Raw genomic sequence first — 17,774 nt, 5'->3', positions numbered from 1 at the left:
TCGTGAACGAGGGGGGTTCCTACGGCTCGCGCCGTGGGGTTTTCTGCTTCGTCGCCGACTGCCCGCCCGGAGTTCTCCGTTGAGGTCTTACACCGGCTCCACAGACTGTCACCGCCAGCCCGGCGGCCAGAAGGTTGTTCGCCGCGTTCACGTCCCGGTCATGGGTCGTGCCGCAGCTGTCGCACGTCCATGTACGGACGCTGAGCGGCATCTTCTCCTGCAAGGTGCCGCACGAGGAGCACAGCCTGGAGGAGGGGAAGTAGCGGTCCACCGCGATCACTTCCCGTCCGTACCAGGCGGCCTTGTACTCCAGCATGGAGCGGAACTCGCTCCAGCTCGCGTCCGAGATCGCCCGGGCGAGCGTGTGGTTTTTGACCATGTTGCGCACAGTCAGGTCCTCGATCACGAGCGTTTGGTTTTCACGCACGAGTCGGGTGGTGAGCTTGTGGAGCATGTCCCGGCGCCGGTCGGCGATCCGGGCGTGGATCCTGGCGACCTTGCGCCGGGCTTTGCGGCGGTTGGCGCCGTTACCCCTGGCCTTGCGGGACAACTCCCGCTGGGCTTTGGCGAGGCGGACGCGGTCACGGCGCTCATGCCGGGGATTGGCGATCTTCTCCCCGGTGGAGAGGGTCAGGAGGTGGTCCAGGCCGACGTCGACCCCGACCGCTGTGTCGAGGGCGGGAAGCGGCCGGACGGTGGGGTCGTCGCACAGCATGGAGACGAACCAGCGTCCGGCTGCGTCTTGGGACACGGTCACGGTGGACGGCTGCACTCCGTCGGGCAGCGGCCGGGACCACACGATCTCCAGCGGTTCCGCCATCTTCGCCAGCGTCAGCGTGCCGTCCCGGAAGCGGAATCCGCTGGTGGTGTACTCGGCGGACTTGCGCGACTTCTTCCGCGACTTGAAGCGCGGGTACTTCGCCCGCTTGGCGAAGAAGTGGGTGAACGCGGTCTGCAGGTGCCGCAGTGTCTGCTGCAACGGCACCGACGAGACGTCACTGAGGAACGCCAGTTCCTCGGTCTTCTTCCACGCCGTCAGCATGGACGAGGTGGCGTTGTAGTTGACCCTCTCCTGCCGCGCCCACGCCTCAGTACGGGCCGCCAGCGCCAGGTTGTAGACCTTCCGCACGCACCCGAACGTGCGCGACAGCTCGGCTGCCTGCGCATCGGTCGGATGGAAGCGGTACTTGAACGCCCGCTTCACATGATTCGTGGGCATTCTCACAAACTAGCTTGGTTGCAGGTGAGGATCAAACCTACCGGTCAGAGCATTGCGATCCGTCTTGGCAGCGAATCCCAGCTCCCTGCCCTGCTCCGCAGGGGGTCTCGTTTCCTCCCCCGGCTGAAGCCGGGGATATCCGCGAAAGGGCGCCCGATGACCGCCGCCACCTCCCTGTCCGCCCCCGACGAGGACGACCGACTCGCCCGGCCGGCCGAAGCCGCCGTCGGCGACCCCTTCGACCGGGACGTCCTGCCCACCCCGCCCGGCGCCACGGCCACCCTGCTGCGTTCGCTCCTCGCCCCCATGAAGGCGCGGGTCGCCTTCACCTCGTTCCTCCTGCTGCTCCAGCAGGCGGCGGTCCAGGCGGGCCCGCTGCTGGTGGCGTACGCCATCGACACGGCCGTACCGGCGTTCCGCCGCCACGACCACGGCCCGCTGATCGCGGTCGCGGTCGGCTACGGCCTGAGCGCGCTGCTCTCCGGCGGCCTCCAGTACGCGTTCGTCCGGGCGTCCGCCCGCGTCAACCAGGACGTGCTTCTCGACCTGCGCGGCCGCATCTTCCGCCACGCGCAGGCGCTGAGCATCGACTTCCACGAGCGCTACACGTCGGGCCGTCTCATCTCCCGCTCCACCACGGACGTCGAGTCGCTCCGCGAGCTGCTGGCCGAGGGGCTCCAGGAGCTGGTCACGGTCATCCTCTCCTTCCTCTACATCTCGGCGATGCTGCTCTGGCTGGACCTGGGCCTCGGCGCGGTCGCGGTGGCGAGCTTCGTACCGCTGTACCTGCTCGTGCGGCTGTACCAGCGGCGTGCGGTACGGGTGTACAAGGCGCGGTCCACGGCGATCGCCGCGGTGATCGTGAAGTTCGTGGAGACGATGAACGGCATCCGCCCGGTACGCGCGTTCCGCCGGGAGGCCGCCAACGACGCCGAGTTCGCCGTACTCAACCACCGCCACGAGCGGACGAACGGGGACGCGCTCCTCGAAATGGCGCGGTACGTGGTCGGCTCGCGGCTGGTCGCCAACACCTCGGTCGCGGTGATCGTGCTGTGGGGCGCCTACCGGGTGGCGTCCGGCTCGCTGGAGCTGGGTGTCCTCGCCGCGGCCGTCCTCTACCTGCGGCGGCTGTACGACCCGATCGACCGCCTCGGCATGTTCCTCAACTCGTACCAGTCGGCGTCCGCCTCGCTGGAGAAGATCGCGGGCCTGCTGGCCCAGACCCCGTCCGTGCCCGAGCCCTCGGTCCCCCGGGAGCTGCCCCCGCTCGCGACCGAACTCCCCGGCCGCGAGGTCGTCTTCGACGGTGTCCGCTTCGCCTACCGCACCGGCGGCGAGGTGCTGCCCGCCTTCGACCTCGCCCTCCCGGCCGGGCAGACCGTCGCGGTCGTCGGCTCCACCGGCGCCGGCAAGTCGACGCTCGCCAAACTGCTCGCCCGCTTCTACGACCCGTCCGACGGCCGGGTCCTCCTCGACGGTGTGAACCTGCGCGAACTGACCGTGCCGGAACTGCGGCGCGGGGTCGTGATGGTCACCCAGGAGGCGTTCCTGTTCTCCGGCACGGTCGCCGAGAACATCGCCATCGGCCGCCCGGACGCCACCCGCGAGGAGATCGAGCAGGCCGCCAAGGCGATCGGCGCCCACGAGTTCATCGCCGCACTGCCCGACGGCTACGACACGGACGTCCGCAAGCGCGGCGGGCGCATCTCGGCGGGGCAGCGCCAACTGGTCGCGTTCGCACGCGCCTTGCTCGCCGACCCGGCGGTGCTGATCCTCGACGAGGCGACCAGTTCCCTGGACATCCCCGGCGAACGGGCCGTGCAGCGCGCGATGTCGACCGTGCTCAAGGGCCGTACGGCGGTGGTGATCGCGCACCGGCTCTCCACCGTGGAGATCGCCGACCGGGTGCTGGTGATGGAGCACGGCCGCATCGTCGAGGACGGCCCCCCGGCCGAACTCATCGCGGGCACGGGCCGGTTCGCGGATCTGCACCGCGCCTGGCGGGACAGTCTGGCCTAGCCGGGAGAAGCAGGGAGAAGCCAGGGAAGCCGGGAGAAGTCGGGAGAACGGGGGTCGCAGGGTGATCGACGCGTACGAGGATCCGGGCACGCCCGACACGCGCGGCGGCTGGTCCTACCTGTGGTGGCTGGTGGCCTGCCAGCCACGCCGCTCGCTCGCCGGGGCGCTGCTGGCCAGTGTCTGGCTGACGCTGATGGCCGCGACGCCGTACATGATGGCCCGGGCGGTGGACGACGGCCTGGTGCCGGGCCGCATGGCGGTGCTGGCCGGCTGGACGGCGGCGATCTTCGTCCTCGGGGCGGGCAACGCGTGGATCAGCATCATGCGCCACCGCACGATGACCCGGGTGCGGATGGACGCGTACTTCCGCACCATCAAGGTGCTGGTCGGGCAGACGGTACGGCTCGGCGCCGAGCTGCCGCGCCGGGCCGGCGCCGGGGAGGTCGTCACGATCGGCGTCGGCGACGTGCACACCATCGCCCAGGCGCTGACCGTCGTCGGCCCCGGGGTGGGCGCGGTCGTCGTGTACGGGGTGGTGGCGGGCCTCCTCCTGACGATCTCGCCGCTGCTGACCGGCGTGGTGCTGCTCGGGGTGCCGGTGGTGGCTCTCCTCGCGGGCCCGCTGGCCCGGCGGCTGCAGGGCAGGGAGACCGAGTACCGGGAACGCCAGAGCGTGCTCACGGCCCGTATCGGCGACCTCGCGGGCGGCCTGCGCGTCCTCAACGGCCTCGGCGGCAAGGGCCTGTTCGCGGACGCCTTCCGCCGCGACTCCCAGCACCTGCGCGCCCAGGGCTACCGGGTGGGCGCGGTCGCCAGCTGGGTCCAGGCGCTGGGCATGGGCCTGCCGACGGTGTTCCTCGCGGTGGTCACCTGGATCGCGGCCCGGATGGCCGCCCACGGCGACATCACGGTCGGCCAGCTGGTGTCGGTGTACGGCTATGTCGCCGTCCTGATCGGCCCGGTGGCCTTCTTCCTCGACATGGGCTACCAGCTCAGCCGGGGCGTGGTGGCCGCCCGCCGGGTCGTCCGCTTCCTGCGCCACGAGCCGTCCCCGGACAAGGGCACCGGCCACCCCCCGACCGACCCGGCCGTCCTGCACGACCCGCAGTCCGGGGTACGGCTCCGCCCCGGCAGGCTCACGGCCCTGGTGGGCGCCAGCCCGACGGAAACGGGCACGGTGGTGGACCGCCTGGGCCGCTACACACCGTCGGACGTGACCTGGGGAGACGTACGCCTGGACGCCGTACCCCTACGGGAAGTGCGCAGCCGAATCCTCGTCGCCGACAACGACGCGGATCTGTTCGCCGACACCTTGCGCAATGCAATCGGCGCTGGACTGCATGAAGAGGGCGCCCGCAACGCGCCCCAAAGGGGCGCGGGGCCGCATCAAATCTGCGGCTGCCGCCGCGCGGGTGCGACCAGCCCCCACGGCGCCGCACCCGCCACCCCACATCACGAGGTACCCCCTGACGCGCAAACAGCCCAAGCCCTCCACGCGGCCGCGGCCAACGACATCGTCCAGGCCCTCCCCCACGGCCTCGACTCCGAACTCACCGCCCAGGCCCGCAACCTCTCCGGCGGCCAACGCCAGCGCGTCCGCCTCGCCCGCGCCCTCCTCGCCGACCCCGAGGTCCTCCTCGCCGTGGAACCCACCTCCGCCCTCGACGCCCACACCGAGGCCCTCGTGGCAGAGCGCCTCCGCACCGCACGCGACGGCCGCACCACCCTCCTGACCACCACCTCCCCGCTGATGCTGGCCCACGCCGACGAGGTGATCTTCCTGGTGGACGGCAGGGTCGCCGCGACCGGCACCCACGAGGGGCTGCTGGAGTACGAACCCGGCTACCGCGCCCTCGTGGCCCGGGACACCGAAGAGGAAGAGGTCGTCAGGTGACGACGAGTCAACTCCCGGTCGCCGGCCGCGCCGAGGTACGCCGGGCCACCCTCCGCCTGGTGACGGCGGACCGCGGCCCGTTCGCCGCCGCCCTGCTGCTGAACGCCGCGGCGGCCGCCACCGGCCTCGCCGGCCCCTGGCTGGTCGGCCGGATCGTGGACGAGGTACGGGCCGGCCGTGGGGTCGGCGCCGTGGATCACCTCGCCAAGTGGATCCTGCTCTGCTCCCTCGCCCAGCTGCTGCTCGCCCGCTCCGCCCGCTATCTCGGCCACCGCTTCGGCGAACGGATCCTGGCCCGCGTCCGCGAGGAGTTCGTGGACCGGGCGCTGGCGCTGCCCGCGTCGGTCGTGGAGCGGGCCGGCACCGGCGACCTGACCGCGCGCGGCACGGGCGACGTGGCCACCGTCGGCACCACCCTGCGGGACGCCGGGCCCGAGCTGCTGGTCAGCACGGTGCAGGCGCTGTTCGTGATGGGCGCGGTGTTCGTCCTAGACCCGCTGCTGGCCGCGTTCGGCGTGCTCGGGCTGACCCCGATCTGGTTCGCGCTGCGCTGGTATCTGCGCCGGGCCCGGGACGGCTACCTCGCCGAGGGTGCCAGCACCTCCGGGGTCGCCGAGATCGTCACGGCGACGGTGGCGGGCGCCCGCACGGTGGAGGCGTTCCGGCTCCAGGAGCAGCGGATCTCGGCGAGCAGGGACGCGCTGGAGACCAACCGGAAGGCCCGGTTCTACACGCTGTACCTGCGGACCGTGTTCTTCCCGGCGGTCGAGGTGTCGTACTCCGTACCGGTGGCGGGGGTGCTGCTGGTCGGCGGGCTGCTGCACGCGGGCGTCGGGGTGGTGGTGTCGGCGGCGCTGTACCTGCGGCAGTTCACGGAGCCGCTGGACCAGATCCTGCTGCGGGTGGAGCAACTCCAGGCCAGCAGTGCCTCGTTCGCGCGGGTGGAGGGGCTGGCGGGGGCCCCGCGGGCGGCGGCGGACGGCGCGGCACCCGCGCCGGCGGACGACCGGATCGACGTGCGCGAGGTGCGGTACGCCTATGAGCGCGGCGGTGAGGTGCTGCGCGGGGTGGACCTCACGGTGCGGCCCGGGGAACGGCTCGCGGTGGTCGGGCCGTCCGGCGCCGGGAAGACGACGCTGAGCCGGCTGCTGGCGGGCGTCGACGCGCCCGGGTCGGGCACGGTGACCGTGGGCGGGGTGCCGGTCGCGGGGCTGGCACCGGAGCGGCTGCGCCGCCAGGTCGTCCTGGTCACCCAGGAGCATCACGTCTTCCTCGGCACGGTCCGGGACAACCTGCTGATCGCCGAACCGGCCGCGTCCGACGCGGACCTGTGGGCGGCGCTCACCGCCGTCGGCGCCGACGACTGGGTGCGCGGCCTGCCCGACGGCCTGGACACCCCGCTCGGCACGGACGGCACGGTCGCCGACGGCTCCCGGGCCCAGCAGCTCGCGCTGGCCAGGGTGGTGCTGGCCGACCCGCACACGCTGATCCTGGACGAGGCGACCGCGCTGCTGGACCCGACGACCGCCCGGCACACCGAGCGCGCCCTGGCGGCCGTGCTCGAAGGCCGTACGGTCATCGCCATCGCGCACCGGCTGCACACCGCCCACGACGCCGACCGGGTGGCGGTGATGGAGGACGGCCTCCTCACCGAACTCGGCACGCACGAGGAGCTGGTGGCAGCGGGCGGGGCATACGCGGCGCTGTGGACGACCTGGCACGGAGACCCCTCCTAGGGCCCCTCCTGAAGCCCCTCCTCACAGGACGTCCGGAGGTGCCGGCGGACCAGGGTTACTCCACCCCTCACTCGGACCGCGTCGACCAACGGTCCGCATACCGGACCTGAACATCCGGTCAACGAACGATTTCCGGCCAAGTTCCTGACGCGGTCCTGACAGGTGGCGTTTTCTGCTGCCACTCTTCCCACGGCCGACTCACAGCAACCCCACAGCTCCACCCCGCCGCTGCTGTCGAGTCCGGTACTGCACACGCACACGGTTCCGCGCTTCGCCGAGTTCTGCCCGGCCGGCCCACCCGCCGTCCGGATCTCCCCTGGCCGTGAGACCCGCGGCCACGCAGAAGGAGTCAGTGTTGAGAAGCAGTTCCTCTCGCAGACGCACCCCCCACAGCACGTACCGCCGTACCGCAGCAGTGGCCCTCGCGGGCGTCACCGCCCTGATCGCCGCGGCCGTCCAGTCGGGCGCCGCCAGCGCCGCCCCGGCCGCCCCGCAGCTCGGCCGGGTCAAACCGGCCCACGCGGCCGTCAAGCTCTCCCCCTCGCAGCGCGCGGAACTGCTCCGCGACGCGAGCGGCGAGCGGGCCGCCACCGCCAAGGCGATAGGCCTCGGCACCAAGGAGAAGCTGGTCGTCAAGGACGTCGTGAAGGACGCCGACGGCACCCTGCACACCCGCTACGAGCGCACCTACGCCGGTCTGCCGGTGCTCGGCGGCGACCTGGTCGTGGACACCGCCAAGTCGGGTGCCACCGAGCGGGTCGTCAAGGCGAACAACGCCACGCTGAAGGTCGCCGACCTCACCCCGGCGAAGACCGCGGCGAGCGCCGAGAAGACGGCCCTCACCGCCGCGAGGACGCTGGGCTCCACCAAGTCGGCCGCGGACGGCGCCCGCAAGGTGATCTGGGCCGGCTCGGGCAAGCCCGTCCTCGCCTACGAGACCATCGTCGGCGGCTTCCAGGACGACGGCACGCCCAACCAGCTGCACGTCATCACCGACGCCGCCACCGGCAAGAAGCTCTTCCAGTACCAGGGCATCGAGAACGTCACCGGCACCGGCAACACCCAGTACAGCGGGACGGTGTCGCTGTCGACGACCCAGTCGGGCTCGACGTACAACCTGACCGACGGCGACCGTGGCGGCCACAAGACGTACAACCTGAACCACGGCACCTCGGGCACCGGCACGCTGTTCTCGCAGTCGAGCAACACCTGGGGCAACGGCACCACGTCGAACGCCGCCACCGCGGGTGCCGACGCGCACTACGGGGCCGCCGAGACCTGGGACTTCTACAAGAACACCTTCGGCCGCAGCGGCATCAAGAACAACGGCGTCGGCGCCTACTCCCGCGTGCACTACGGCAACTCGTACGTGAACGCGTTCTGGGACGACGGCTGCTTCTGCATGACCTACGGCGACGGCTCCGGCAACGCGGACCCGCTGACCGCCCTCGACGTGGCCGGCCACGAGATGAGCCACGGCGTCACGTCGAACACGGCCGGCCTCAACTACAGCGGCGAGTCCGGCGGCCTCAACGAGGCCACCTCGGACATCTTCGGCACCGGCGTGGAGTTCTACGCGGCCAACTCCTCCGACGTCGGCGACTACCTCATCGGCGAGAAGATCGACATCAACGGCGACGGCACCCCGCTGCGCTACATGGACAAGCCGAGCAAGGACGGCGGTTCGGCCGACTACTGGTCCTCGTCGGTCGGCGGCCTCGACGTGCACTACTCGTCCGGCGTGGCGAACCACTTCTTCTACCTGCTGAGCGAGGGCAGCGGCGCCAAGGTCATCAACGGCGTCAGCTACAACTCGCCCACGAAGGACGGTCTTCCGGTCACCGGCATCGGCCGGGACAAGGCGCTGCAGATCTGGTACCGGGCGCTCACCACCAAGTTCACCTCGACCACCAACTACGCGGCGGCCCGCACCGGCACCCTCGCGGCGGCGGGTGAGCTGTACGGCACCACCAGCACCGAGTACAAGGCGGTGCAGGACGCCTGGGCGGCCGTGGCGGTCGGCGCGCGCTCCGGTGGCGGCGGCGGTACGGGCACCTCGTACGAGAGCACCACGGCCGTGTCGATCCCGGACAACGGGCCCGCGGTCACCTCGTCGATCACGGTCTCCGGCCGGACCGGGAACGCGCCGAGCACCTTGCAGGTAACGCCGAATATCAGCCACACGTGGCGTGGCGACCTGGTGATCGACCTCGTCGGTCCGTCCGGGACGTCGTACCGCCTGAAGAGCTTCAGCTCCTCGGACTCGGCGGACAACGTGACGGACACCTACACGGTGAACGCCTCGTCGGAATCGGCCAATGGAACCTGGAAGTTGAAGGTCCAGGACCAGGCCGCACAGGACGTCGGCACCATCAACGGGTGGAAGCTGACCTTCCCGTAACCGCAGGTAACAGTCGCGCGCACCGGGCGCCGTCCGCGGGGGTCCCCCCCTCGGGCGGCGCCCGTTTTACATGCCCGCAACGTTCACCCAACACCTGCTTTTCGGCCAACATCACTTCAGGGTCCTGACATGTACGCGACCTTGATGTCACTCTTCCTTCACCCGTCGCACAGCACAGCAACTTCACACCCCACAGCCGGGCCGGTAACCCCACTCCGCCCGGACTCCCCACATTCTGAAGGAGCTTCAGTGAGCCCCCTCTACGCGCGTCACAAGCGCACCACGCTGGCCATCGCCACCGCTGTCGCCGCCGGCGCCCTGCTCACCACGGGTATGACCGCGAACGCCTCGGCCGTCGACAAGAAGCCGCTGGCCGCCGCCCCCACGCTGCTCTCCAACTCCGCCCGCACCGCCCTGATCCAGAAGGCGGACGCGAACGTCGCCGAGACGGCCAAGCAGATAGGCCTCGGCACCAAGGAGAAGCTGGTCGTCAAGGACGTCGTGAAGGACGTCGACGGCACGGTCCACACGCGCTACGAGCGCACCTACGCGGGCCTGCCCGTCCTCGGCGGCGACGTCGTCGTGCACACCTCGAAGGCCGGCAAGACCGAGGGCGTCACCAAGGCGACCAAGGCGACCATCAAGGTGGCTTCGCTCAAGCCGCAGGTCACCGCCGCCAAGGCCGAGAAGACCGCGCTCACCGCGGCGAAGACCCTCGGCTCCACCAAGCAGGCCGCCGACGGCGCCCGCAAGGTGATCTGGGCCGGCTCGGGCACCCCGGTCCTCGCCTACGAGACGGTCGTCGGCGGTTTCCAGGACGACGGCACCCCGAACAAGCTGCACGTCATCACCGACGCGGCCACCGGCAAGAAGCTCTTCGAGTACCAGGGCGTCGAGAACGCCACGGGCACCGGCAAGACCCTGTACTCCGGCACGGTCAGCCTCACCACCTCGCTGTCGGGCACGACGTACTCGCTGACCGACGCCTCCCGCGGCAGCCACAAGACGTACAACCTGAAGCACACCACCAGCTCCGGCACCGGCACCCTGTTCACCAACACCACCAACACCTGGGGCACCGGCGCCGCCTCCAGCTCCACCACGGACGTCACCGCGGCCGCCGACGCCGCCTACGGCGCGCAGGAGACCTGGGACTTCTACAAGGCCACCTTCGGCCGCAGCGGCATCAAGAACGACGGTGTCGGCGCCTACTCCCGCGTCCACTACGGCAGCTCGTACGTCAACGCGTTCTGGGACGACGACTGCTTCTGCATGACCTACGGCGACGGCTCCAGCAACACCCACCCGCTGACCTCGCTGGACGTGGCCGGCCACGAGATGAGCCACGGCGTCACCGCCAACACCGCGGGCCTCAACTACAGCGGCGAGTCCGGCGGCCTCAACGAGGCCACCTCGGACATCTTCGGCACCGGCGTGGAGTTCTACGCGGCCAACTCCTCCGACGTCGGCGACTACCTCATCGGCGAGAAGATCAACATCAACGGCGACGGCACCCCGCTGCGCTACATGGACCAGCCCAGCAAGGACGGCGGCTCCGCCAACTACTGGTCCTCCTCGGTCGGCAACCTCGACGTGCACTACTCGTCCGGCGTCGCGAACCACTTCTTCTACCTCCTCTCGGAGGGCAGCGGTTCGAAGACGATCAACGGGGTGTCCTACAACTCCCCGACGTACAACGGCTCCACGGTCACCGGCATCGGCCGGGACAAGGCGCTGCAGATCTGGTACAAGGCGCTGACGACGTACTTCACGTCGACCACCAACTACAAGTCGGCCCGCACCGGCACGCTGTCCGCGGCGGCCGCGCTGTACGGCTCCGGCTCCACCGAGTACAACGCGGTGGCGGCGGCCTGGACGGCGGTCAACGTCAGCTGACCCCGCCCCCGGCACCGTGGGCGGGCCCCCGGGGACAAGTCGTCCCGGGGGCCCGCCCTACGCTCTCTCCCATGTCCTTCACGTACGAGGCGGTCGGCGCCACCCGGGAGAACCTCGCCGCCTGCCCGCCGGGCTTCCACCCCCTGCATGTGCGCACGCGCATCGGCGAGGGCCAGGAAGTCTTCCACCGGGCCGCCGAGGCGGTCCTCACCTGGGAACTCCACCGCGCCCTGGGCGTGGGCATCGACGCCGCCGCCGACCGCGCGGCCCCCGGCGTCGACGTCACCGTCACCCTGGCCGGACTCATCAAGGCCCCCTGCCGAATAGTCTGGACCGCCGAGGAGTCCCGCCGCGCCGGCTGGGCCTACGGCACCCTCGCCGGCCACCCGGAAAGCGGCGAGGAGGCCTTCGTCGTCGACCGCACCGGCGACGGCACGGTCTGGCTCACGGTCGCGGCCTTCAGCAGACCCGCCAAGTGGTACGCCCGCGCAGGCGGCGCGGCGACCCGGGGGTTGCAGCAGGCGTATGCGCGCAGGTGCGGGGCGGTGCTGCGGAGGCTGTGCGCGGATGCGGAGCCGGAGTTCTGACGGTCAGACAGGCATGGCCCGGGCGTGCTGGTCCCGCAGTACAGCCCAGGCCCGTTCCTGATCCGGACCGGGCATGGCGGGCGCCGGCTGTCCGGCGCGGTCCATGAGGACGAGCGCGGTCGCGATGAAGCCGAGGGACAGGGAGCGCCTGATGCGACGCCGAAAACCTGGGAATAGACCTCAGCAGTTCCCACGAATGTCTGGGCGACCTCGGCGTTCGGGCACCAGATGTCGCGCCCGGGCATATCGGTCGCGTGAAACCGGAATCGCACGTGCCGGCTCACTCCGCGTCCATGCTGTGGGTTTCCCTGCGGTAGGGCTGCGTCATCAGGGCCAGCCGCTGCGACGGCCAGATGTCGTCCCGCTCGTTGAGGCTGAGCTCGCCGTTGCGGCGAAGCAGCCAGATCACCTCGTACTGGAAGTGGAGGACGGCGTCGCCCTCGACGCGCTCCAACAGAGGTGACACCAGGCGGATCATGTCGTCCTGCTGGTCCGAGACCTCGACGCCTTTGGCCACGCGGAACCCGACACCGACAGTGGGCGTGAAGCCGAGCCCCTCGACGATGGGGTGCCACGGGTGTGGTGTCGCCTGCGGGAGGACACTGATGCTGGTTCCCAACCGGCTGAGTGCGAACATCCCCCGTTCCGCCAGCCGCCCGGCAGTGGCCGACGCATCGAACACGCCGTTCCCTCTGCCGATCTCCGAGAGCCGAGCAGCGACATCGACCGCGGATACCGACGTCGCGATGTCGAGGTCGTAATCGATTGCCATAGAGAAGTTCCCCTGGTACTGCGGATGCCATCGGCAAGCAACCCGATGCGCCAAGGGCAGGCAAACCCCGCCCTTGGCGCATCGGCTCCGGCGTGGTCAGCGCATCAGCAGCCCGGCCCCCGTCACCGCTCCTTCCGACGGTGCCACCACCAGGCCCAGTTCCGCGCCGGACGCCAGTAGCCGGTGGGTCGGGAGGATGCGGACCGTGTAGCCGTAGGGGCCCGTGCGGTCCAGGGACAGGGGGCCCTCGTAGGTCCAGTGGCCCTCCAGGTCCGGGCCGCTCGTCGGCTTCAACGGCACCGTCGTCGCGTCCGTGATGCGGTCCTCCGGGTCGACCCGGCCGGAGACGGCCTGGACCTCCACGTCGTCGGGGGCGAGGTCGCCGAGGCGGACGCGGACGCGGAGGGCCAGGGTGGTGCCCAGTTCGGCGGTGGCCGTGGCGGTGGTCGTCTCGACGTGGTCCACCGAGACGCCGTGCCAGGCCGCCCGCACCCTGCCCTTCCAGGCGGACAGTTCACGGGCCGTGTCCGAGGTCATGGACCGGTGGGCGTGGGCCGCCGGGGTGTAGAGGCGCTCCACGTACTCCCGGACCATGCGGCCCGCCAGCACCTTGGGGCCCAGGAGGGTGAGGGTCTGGCGGACCATCTCGATCCAGCGGTCCGGCAGGCCGCTGCGGCCGCGCTCGTAGAAGCGCGGGGTGACCCGCTGTTCGAGGAGGTCGTACAGCGCGGCGGCCTCGATGTCGTCCCGGCGGTCGGGATCGGTGCCGGCGCCGTCCGCCGTCGGGATCGCCCAGCCGAAGTCCGGCTGGAACCACTCGTCCCACCAGCCGTCCAGGACCGAGAGGTTGAGGCCGCCGTTGAGCGCCGCCTTCATCCCGCTCGTCCCGCACGCCTCCAGGGGCCGGAGGGGGTTGTTCAGCCAGATGTCGCAGCCGGGCAGGAGCTTCTGCGCCATCGCCATGCCGTAGTCGGGCAGGAAGACGATCCGGTGCCGGACGCGCGGGTCGTCGGTGAAGCGGACGAGTTCCTGGACCAGCCGCTTGCCTCCGTCGTCGGCCGGGTGCGCCTTGCCGGCCACCACGATCTGCATCGGCCGCTCGGGATGGAGCAGCAGGTCCATCAGCCGGTCGCGGTCGCGCAGCATGAGCGTGAGGCGCTTGTACGAGGGGACGCGCCGGGCGAACCCGATGGTCAGGACGTCGGGGTCGAGGACACCGTCGATCCAGCCCAGCTCGGCGGTACCGGCGCCGCGCTGCCGCCAGGACGCCCGCAGCCGCTCCCGCACCTCCAGCACCAGCTGCTCCCGCAGGCTGCGGCGCAGCTCCCAGATCTCCTCGTCGGCGACGGAGGCGACCGCATCCCAGCGCTCCGGGCCGCCGACGGTCAGCGCCTCCTCGGTACGACGGTCGCCGAGCTGCCGGGCGCCCAGCCGCACCACCTCGGGAGCCACCCAGGTCGGGGCGTGCACCCCGTTGGTCACGGAGGTGATCGGCACCTCGTCGGGGTCGAATCCCGGCCACAGCCCGGAGAACATCTCCCGGCTGACGTTGCCGTGCAGCAGCGAGACCCCGTTGGCGCGCTGGGCCAGCCGCAGCCCCATCACGGCCATGTTGAAGAGGTTGGGCTCGCCGCCGGGGTAGGTCTCCATGCCGAGCCGCAGGATGTGCTCGACCCCGATCCCGGGGAGTTCGGCGTCGGCGCCGAAGTGGTGGGCGACGAGTTCCCGGTCGAAGCGGTCGATGCCGGCCGGGACGGGGGTGTGGGTGGTGAACACGGTGCCCGCGCGGACCGCCTCCAGGGCCGCGTCGAAGTCCAGCCCGGCGGCGACCAGCTCGGCGATCCGCTCCAGGCCCAGGAAGCCGGCGTGCCCCTCGTTGGTGTGGAACACCTCCGGCTCGGGGTGGCCGGTCAGCCGGCAGTACGTCCGTACCGCCCGCACACCCCCTATCCCGAGCAGCATCTCCTGGAGCAGCCGGTGCTCGCTGCCGCCGCCGTAGAGCCGGTCGGTGACCCCGCGTTCGCCGACGTCGTTCTCCTCCACGTCCGAGTCCAGCATCAGCAACGGCACCCTGCCGACCTGCGCCAGCCAGATCCGGGCGCGCAGCAGTCTGCCGCCGGGCAGCGCGAGGGAGACGTGCGCGGGCGTGCCGTCGGCCTCCTTCAGCAGCGCCACGGGGAGTTCGTTGGGGTCGAGGACGGGATAGTGCTCCTGCTGCCAGCCGTCCCGGGACAGGCTCTGCCGGAAGTAGCCGTGCCGGTACAGCAGGCCGACGCCGATCAGCGGCACGCCGAGGTCGCTGGCCGACTTGAGGTGGTCGCCGGCGAGGATGCCGAGGCCGCCGGAGTACTGGGGCAGGGCGGCCGTGATGCCGAACTCGGGTGAGAAGTAGGCGACCGCGGCCGGGAGTTCGGCCGACTGCGGGCGGGTCTGGTACCAGCGGTCGCCGGTCAGGTAGTCGCCCAGATCGTCGGCTGCCGCGGTCAGCCGGCGCAGGAATCGTCGGTCCCCGGCCAGTTCGGCGAGCCGCGCCGGCGGCACGCTGCCGAGCAGCCGTACCGGGTCGCCCTCCGAGGCGGCCCAGCGCTCGGGGTCGACGGCCTGGAAGAGGTCACGGGTCTCGGTGTGCCAGCACCAGCGCAGGTTACGGGCCAGGTCGCTGAGGGGGCTGAGGGGTTCGGGGAGAACGGGACGGACGGTGAACCGACGGATCGCCTTCACATTCCACCTCGTGCAGTTCGCAAGGGGAGCCGTACAACCCTGTGCGGCTCGGCGTCTGTCCGACAGTACCGGTGCGGGGGTGCCACTGGGGGCTGCCGCCCCCAGACCCCCGCTCCGGCCTGAAGGGCCTCGTCCTCAAACGCCGGACGGGCTGGGATGCAGTGCGGACCGGCTGCCGTCCCCGTATGCCTTCTTGTCGGCATTCGCCCCGTACGAGACGCTGCCTCCCTGAGCTGAGGAGGGGGACTCGCAGCCATGGCACGGACGTGTATCCGGCGTCTGCGTCTGGTGGGGGGCTTGACCGCGGTCGTCACGGCCGCGGTGCTGTCGACGGCCACCCTGCCCGCGCACGCCGTACCGGAGGGGATCGTCGTCGACGCCGGCCGGGCCGGTTCGGTCCACGGGAGTTATCTGGTGACGCTCAAGGAGGGGATCAAGGGGACGTCGGCGGCCGGGAAGGACGTCGCCGCCCGCTATGGGGCGAAAATAAGCCATACTTACGACAGTGTGCTGAACGGCTACGCCGTCGAGGCGAGCGCGAGACAGGCCCGGCGGCTCGCCGCGGACTCGCGGGTCGCCTCCGTCGTCCAGGACAGCCGGGTGCGGCTGGAGCGCACCCAGAAGAACCCGCCGTCGTGGGGCCTGGACCGCGTCGACCAGGCGGGGCTGCCGCTCGACAGGTCGTACACCTCGCCGGAACCGGCGGGCGCGGGCGTCACCGTGTACGTGATCGACACCGGTGTCCGCATCACGCACGCCGACTTCGGCGGACGCGCGAGCTACGGCTGGGACTTCGTCGGGAACGACAGATCCGCAGGTGACGGCAACGGGCACGGCACCCATGTCGCCGGCATCATCGCCGGCACCCGGTACGGCGTCGCCAAGAAGGTCCGGATCGTCTCCGTGCGGGTCCTGGACAACACCGGGGCGGGCACCACCGCCCAGGTCATCGCCGGTGTCGACTGGGTCACCGCGCACGCCCGCGGACCCGCGGTCGCCAACCTCAGCCTGGGCGGCTACCACAGCACCCAGCTCGACACCGCCGTACGGAACTCGATCAGGGCCGGCGTGACCTACACGGTCGCCGCCGGCAACGACGGCCTCCCGGCCGCCCGCTACTCGCCGGCCGGCGTGCCGCAGGCCCTCACCGTCGGCGCCACCGACCGCGCCGACGCCCGCGCGGGCTTCTCCAACTACGGTTCCGCCGTCGACCTGTTCGCCCCGGGTGTGGCGATCACCTCGGACTCGTTCGCGAGCGACACCGCCAGGGCGACCTACTCGGGTACGTCGATGGCGGCACCGCACGTGGCGGGCGCCGCCGCCCTCTATCTCGCCGGGCACCGGAAGGCCACCCCGGCCCAGGTCGCCAGGGCCCTGATTGCGGGGGCGGCGAGCGGGAAGGTGTCCGGTGCGGGGCCGGGCTCGCCGAACAGACTCCTCCGGGTGCCGAAGTCGTAAAGCGGTTTCTGGTATGCGATCACGCCACCGGCCCCGTTCGCCGAGAACGGGGCCGGTCTTGTGCGTAGACATACGGCTGAGTAGTTAACAAAGTGCCGGATTGCCCACCCGAATAGGGTGGGAAGGCTCCTCCGGTACACCCCACAGACACAGCCCTGACACCACTCAGCGGTAAAACACCAGGTACACCCGCAGGACCCACCTCCCCACCATCCAGCCGCCCACACCCACGTTGTCGCGGACAGGAGCGGTCATGCCCGCCACGCACCCTTCCTCAGCACCTCCGACCCGGCGCACGTCACCCCCTGCGCCACCTCCCGCGGACGAGGCCACCGCCGTCGGCCGCATACCCGTCCTCGACGTCCGCCCGCTGATCCAGCAGGGGCGCCGGCCCGCCAAGGCGGTCACCGGGGAGTCGTTCGAGGTCACCGCCACCGTCTTCCGCGAGGGCCATGACGCCGTCGCCGCCAACGTCGTACTGAAGGATCCGAAGGGCCGACCGGGCCCCTGGACCCCGATGCGGGAGCTGGCCCCCGGCACCGACCGGTGGGGCGCCACCGTGACCGTCGACGGGAAACCGGGCCGCTGGACGTACCAGGTCGAGGCGTGGGGAGATCCGGTCAGCACCTGGCGCCACCACGCGGAGATCAAGATCCCGGCGGGCATCGACACCGATCTGGTCCTGGAGGAGGGCGCCCGGCTCTACGAACGGGCCGCCGCCGGGGTCCCGAAGGCAAAGAAACGGGAAATCCTGCTGACCGCGGTCGCCGCCCTCCGCGACGAGGAACGGCCCGCACCCTGGCGCCTCGCCGCCGCCCTCACGCCCGAGGTCGACAAGGTCCTGGCGCGGTTTCCGTTGCGGGAGTTGGTGTCCGTCTCCGAGGCGCTGCCGTTGCTGGTGGAGCGTGAACGGGCCCTGTACGGCTCCTGGTACGAGTTCTTCCCCCGCTCCGAGGGCACCCCCGAGCGGCCGCACGGCACGTTCCGGACAGCGGCCCGCCGGCTGCCGAAGATCGCCGAGATGGGCTTCGACGTCGTCTACCTCCCGCCGATCCATCCCATCGGCACCAC

12 protein-coding genes are annotated in these 17,774 nt (G+C 71.1%); 8 read left to right on the top strand and 4 right to left on the bottom strand.

Annotated features, from left to right (window positions below; translation table 11 throughout):
• Positions 1-19: 19 nt before the first annotated feature.
• On the bottom strand, positions 20-1,219 hold the full coding sequence (locus tag ABZ887_RS41895) for an RNA-guided endonuclease TnpB family protein (protein ID WP_361302443.1): 1,200 nt from the start codon (positions 1,217-1,219) through the stop codon (positions 20-22).
• 156 nt (positions 1,220-1,375) lie between these two features.
• Here ABZ887_RS41895 and ABZ887_RS41890 point away from each other — a divergent pair, with 156 nt between their 5' ends.
• From ABZ887_RS41890 to ABZ887_RS41865, 6 genes are all read left to right on the top strand, one after another.
• Positions 1,376-3,238, top strand: coding sequence for an ABC transporter ATP-binding protein (locus ABZ887_RS41890; RefSeq protein WP_361302440.1), 1,863 nt, complete (start codon positions 1,376-1,378; stop codon positions 3,236-3,238).
• Between the two features lie 61 nt (positions 3,239-3,299).
• Entirely contained in the window at positions 3,300-5,132 is a 1,833-nt protein-coding gene (locus ABZ887_RS41885) for an ABC transporter ATP-binding protein (RefSeq protein WP_361302437.1), read from the top strand.
• The gene (locus ABZ887_RS41880; protein ID WP_361302434.1) at positions 5,129-6,868 is read left to right on the top strand and encodes an ABC transporter ATP-binding protein; all 1,740 of its coding nucleotides are present in this window, start codon (positions 5,129-5,131) and stop codon (positions 6,866-6,868) included. The genes ABZ887_RS41885 and ABZ887_RS41880 overlap by 4 nt, the downstream gene beginning before the upstream one ends.
• 355 nt (positions 6,869-7,223) lie before the next feature.
• Positions 7,224-9,269, top strand: a complete 2,046-nt coding sequence (locus ABZ887_RS41875; RefSeq protein WP_361302431.1) for a M4 family metallopeptidase — start codon at positions 7,224-7,226, stop codon at positions 9,267-9,269.
• 249 nt (positions 9,270-9,518) lie between these two features.
• The gene (locus ABZ887_RS41870) at positions 9,519-11,165 is read left to right on the top strand and encodes a M4 family metallopeptidase (RefSeq protein ID WP_361302428.1); all 1,647 of its coding nucleotides are present in this window, start codon (positions 9,519-9,521) and stop codon (positions 11,163-11,165) included.
• Between the two features lie 71 nt (positions 11,166-11,236).
• A complete protein-coding gene (locus tag ABZ887_RS41865; RefSeq protein ID WP_361302425.1) occupies positions 11,237-11,752 on the top strand; it encodes a DUF1990 domain-containing protein in 516 nt (171 codons plus the stop codon).
• Positions 11,753-11,755: 3 nt separating this feature from the next.
• Here the strand turns inward: ABZ887_RS41865 and ABZ887_RS41860 are convergent, their stop codons facing one another.
• The 3 genes from ABZ887_RS41860 to ABZ887_RS41850 form a co-directional block, all read right to left on the bottom strand.
• Complete coding sequence (locus ABZ887_RS41860; RefSeq protein WP_361302577.1) at positions 11,756-11,905, bottom strand: DUF6086 family protein; 150 nt, start codon at positions 11,903-11,905, stop codon at positions 11,756-11,758.
• Positions 11,906-12,032: 127 nt separating this feature from the next.
• The gene (locus tag ABZ887_RS41855; RefSeq protein WP_361302422.1) at positions 12,033-12,524 is read right to left on the bottom strand and encodes a SitI3 family protein; all 492 of its coding nucleotides are present in this window, start codon (positions 12,522-12,524) and stop codon (positions 12,033-12,035) included.
• A 96-nt stretch (positions 12,525-12,620) separates the two neighbouring features.
• Entirely contained in the window at positions 12,621-15,245 is a 2,625-nt protein-coding gene (locus tag ABZ887_RS41850; RefSeq protein WP_361302419.1) for a glycosyltransferase family 1 protein, read from the bottom strand.
• A 255-nt stretch (positions 15,246-15,500) separates the two neighbouring features.
• Between ABZ887_RS41850 and ABZ887_RS41845 the strand changes: the two genes are divergently transcribed.
• Positions 15,501-16,703, top strand: coding sequence for a S8 family peptidase (locus tag ABZ887_RS41845; RefSeq protein ID WP_361302417.1), 1,203 nt, complete (start codon positions 15,501-15,503; stop codon positions 16,701-16,703).
• A gap of 253 nt (positions 16,704-16,956) precedes the next feature.
• Positions 16,957-17,774 (top strand): maltotransferase domain-containing protein (locus ABZ887_RS41840; RefSeq protein WP_361302414.1); only part of this gene is annotated, 818 nt, incomplete at its 3' end.

The sequence above is a fragment of the Streptomyces sp. NPDC047061 genome, from assembly GCF_040643955.1.
Classification (GTDB): Bacteria; Actinomycetota; Actinomycetes; order Streptomycetales; family Streptomycetaceae; genus Streptomyces.
Note: the sequence above shows the minus strand (reverse complement) of the source record. Positions and strands in the feature narration are given on the sequence as shown.

Coding starts and splice junctions, on each gene's coding strand:
- ABZ887_RS41895 (WP_361302443.1), bottom strand. CDS start 1,219: ATGCCCACGAATCATGTGAAGCGGGCGTTCAAGTACCGCTTCCATCCG.
- ABZ887_RS41890 (WP_361302440.1), top strand. CDS start 1,376: ATGACCGCCGCCACCTCCCTGTCCGCCCCCGACGAGGACGACCGACTC.
- ABZ887_RS41855 (WP_361302422.1), bottom strand. CDS start 12,524: ATGGCAATCGATTACGACCTCGACATCGCGACGTCGGTATCCGCGGTC.
- ABZ887_RS41865 (WP_361302425.1), top strand. CDS start 11,237: ATGTCCTTCACGTACGAGGCGGTCGGCGCCACCCGGGAGAACCTCGCC.
- ABZ887_RS41845 (WP_361302417.1), top strand. CDS start 15,501: ATGGCACGGACGTGTATCCGGCGTCTGCGTCTGGTGGGGGGCTTGACC.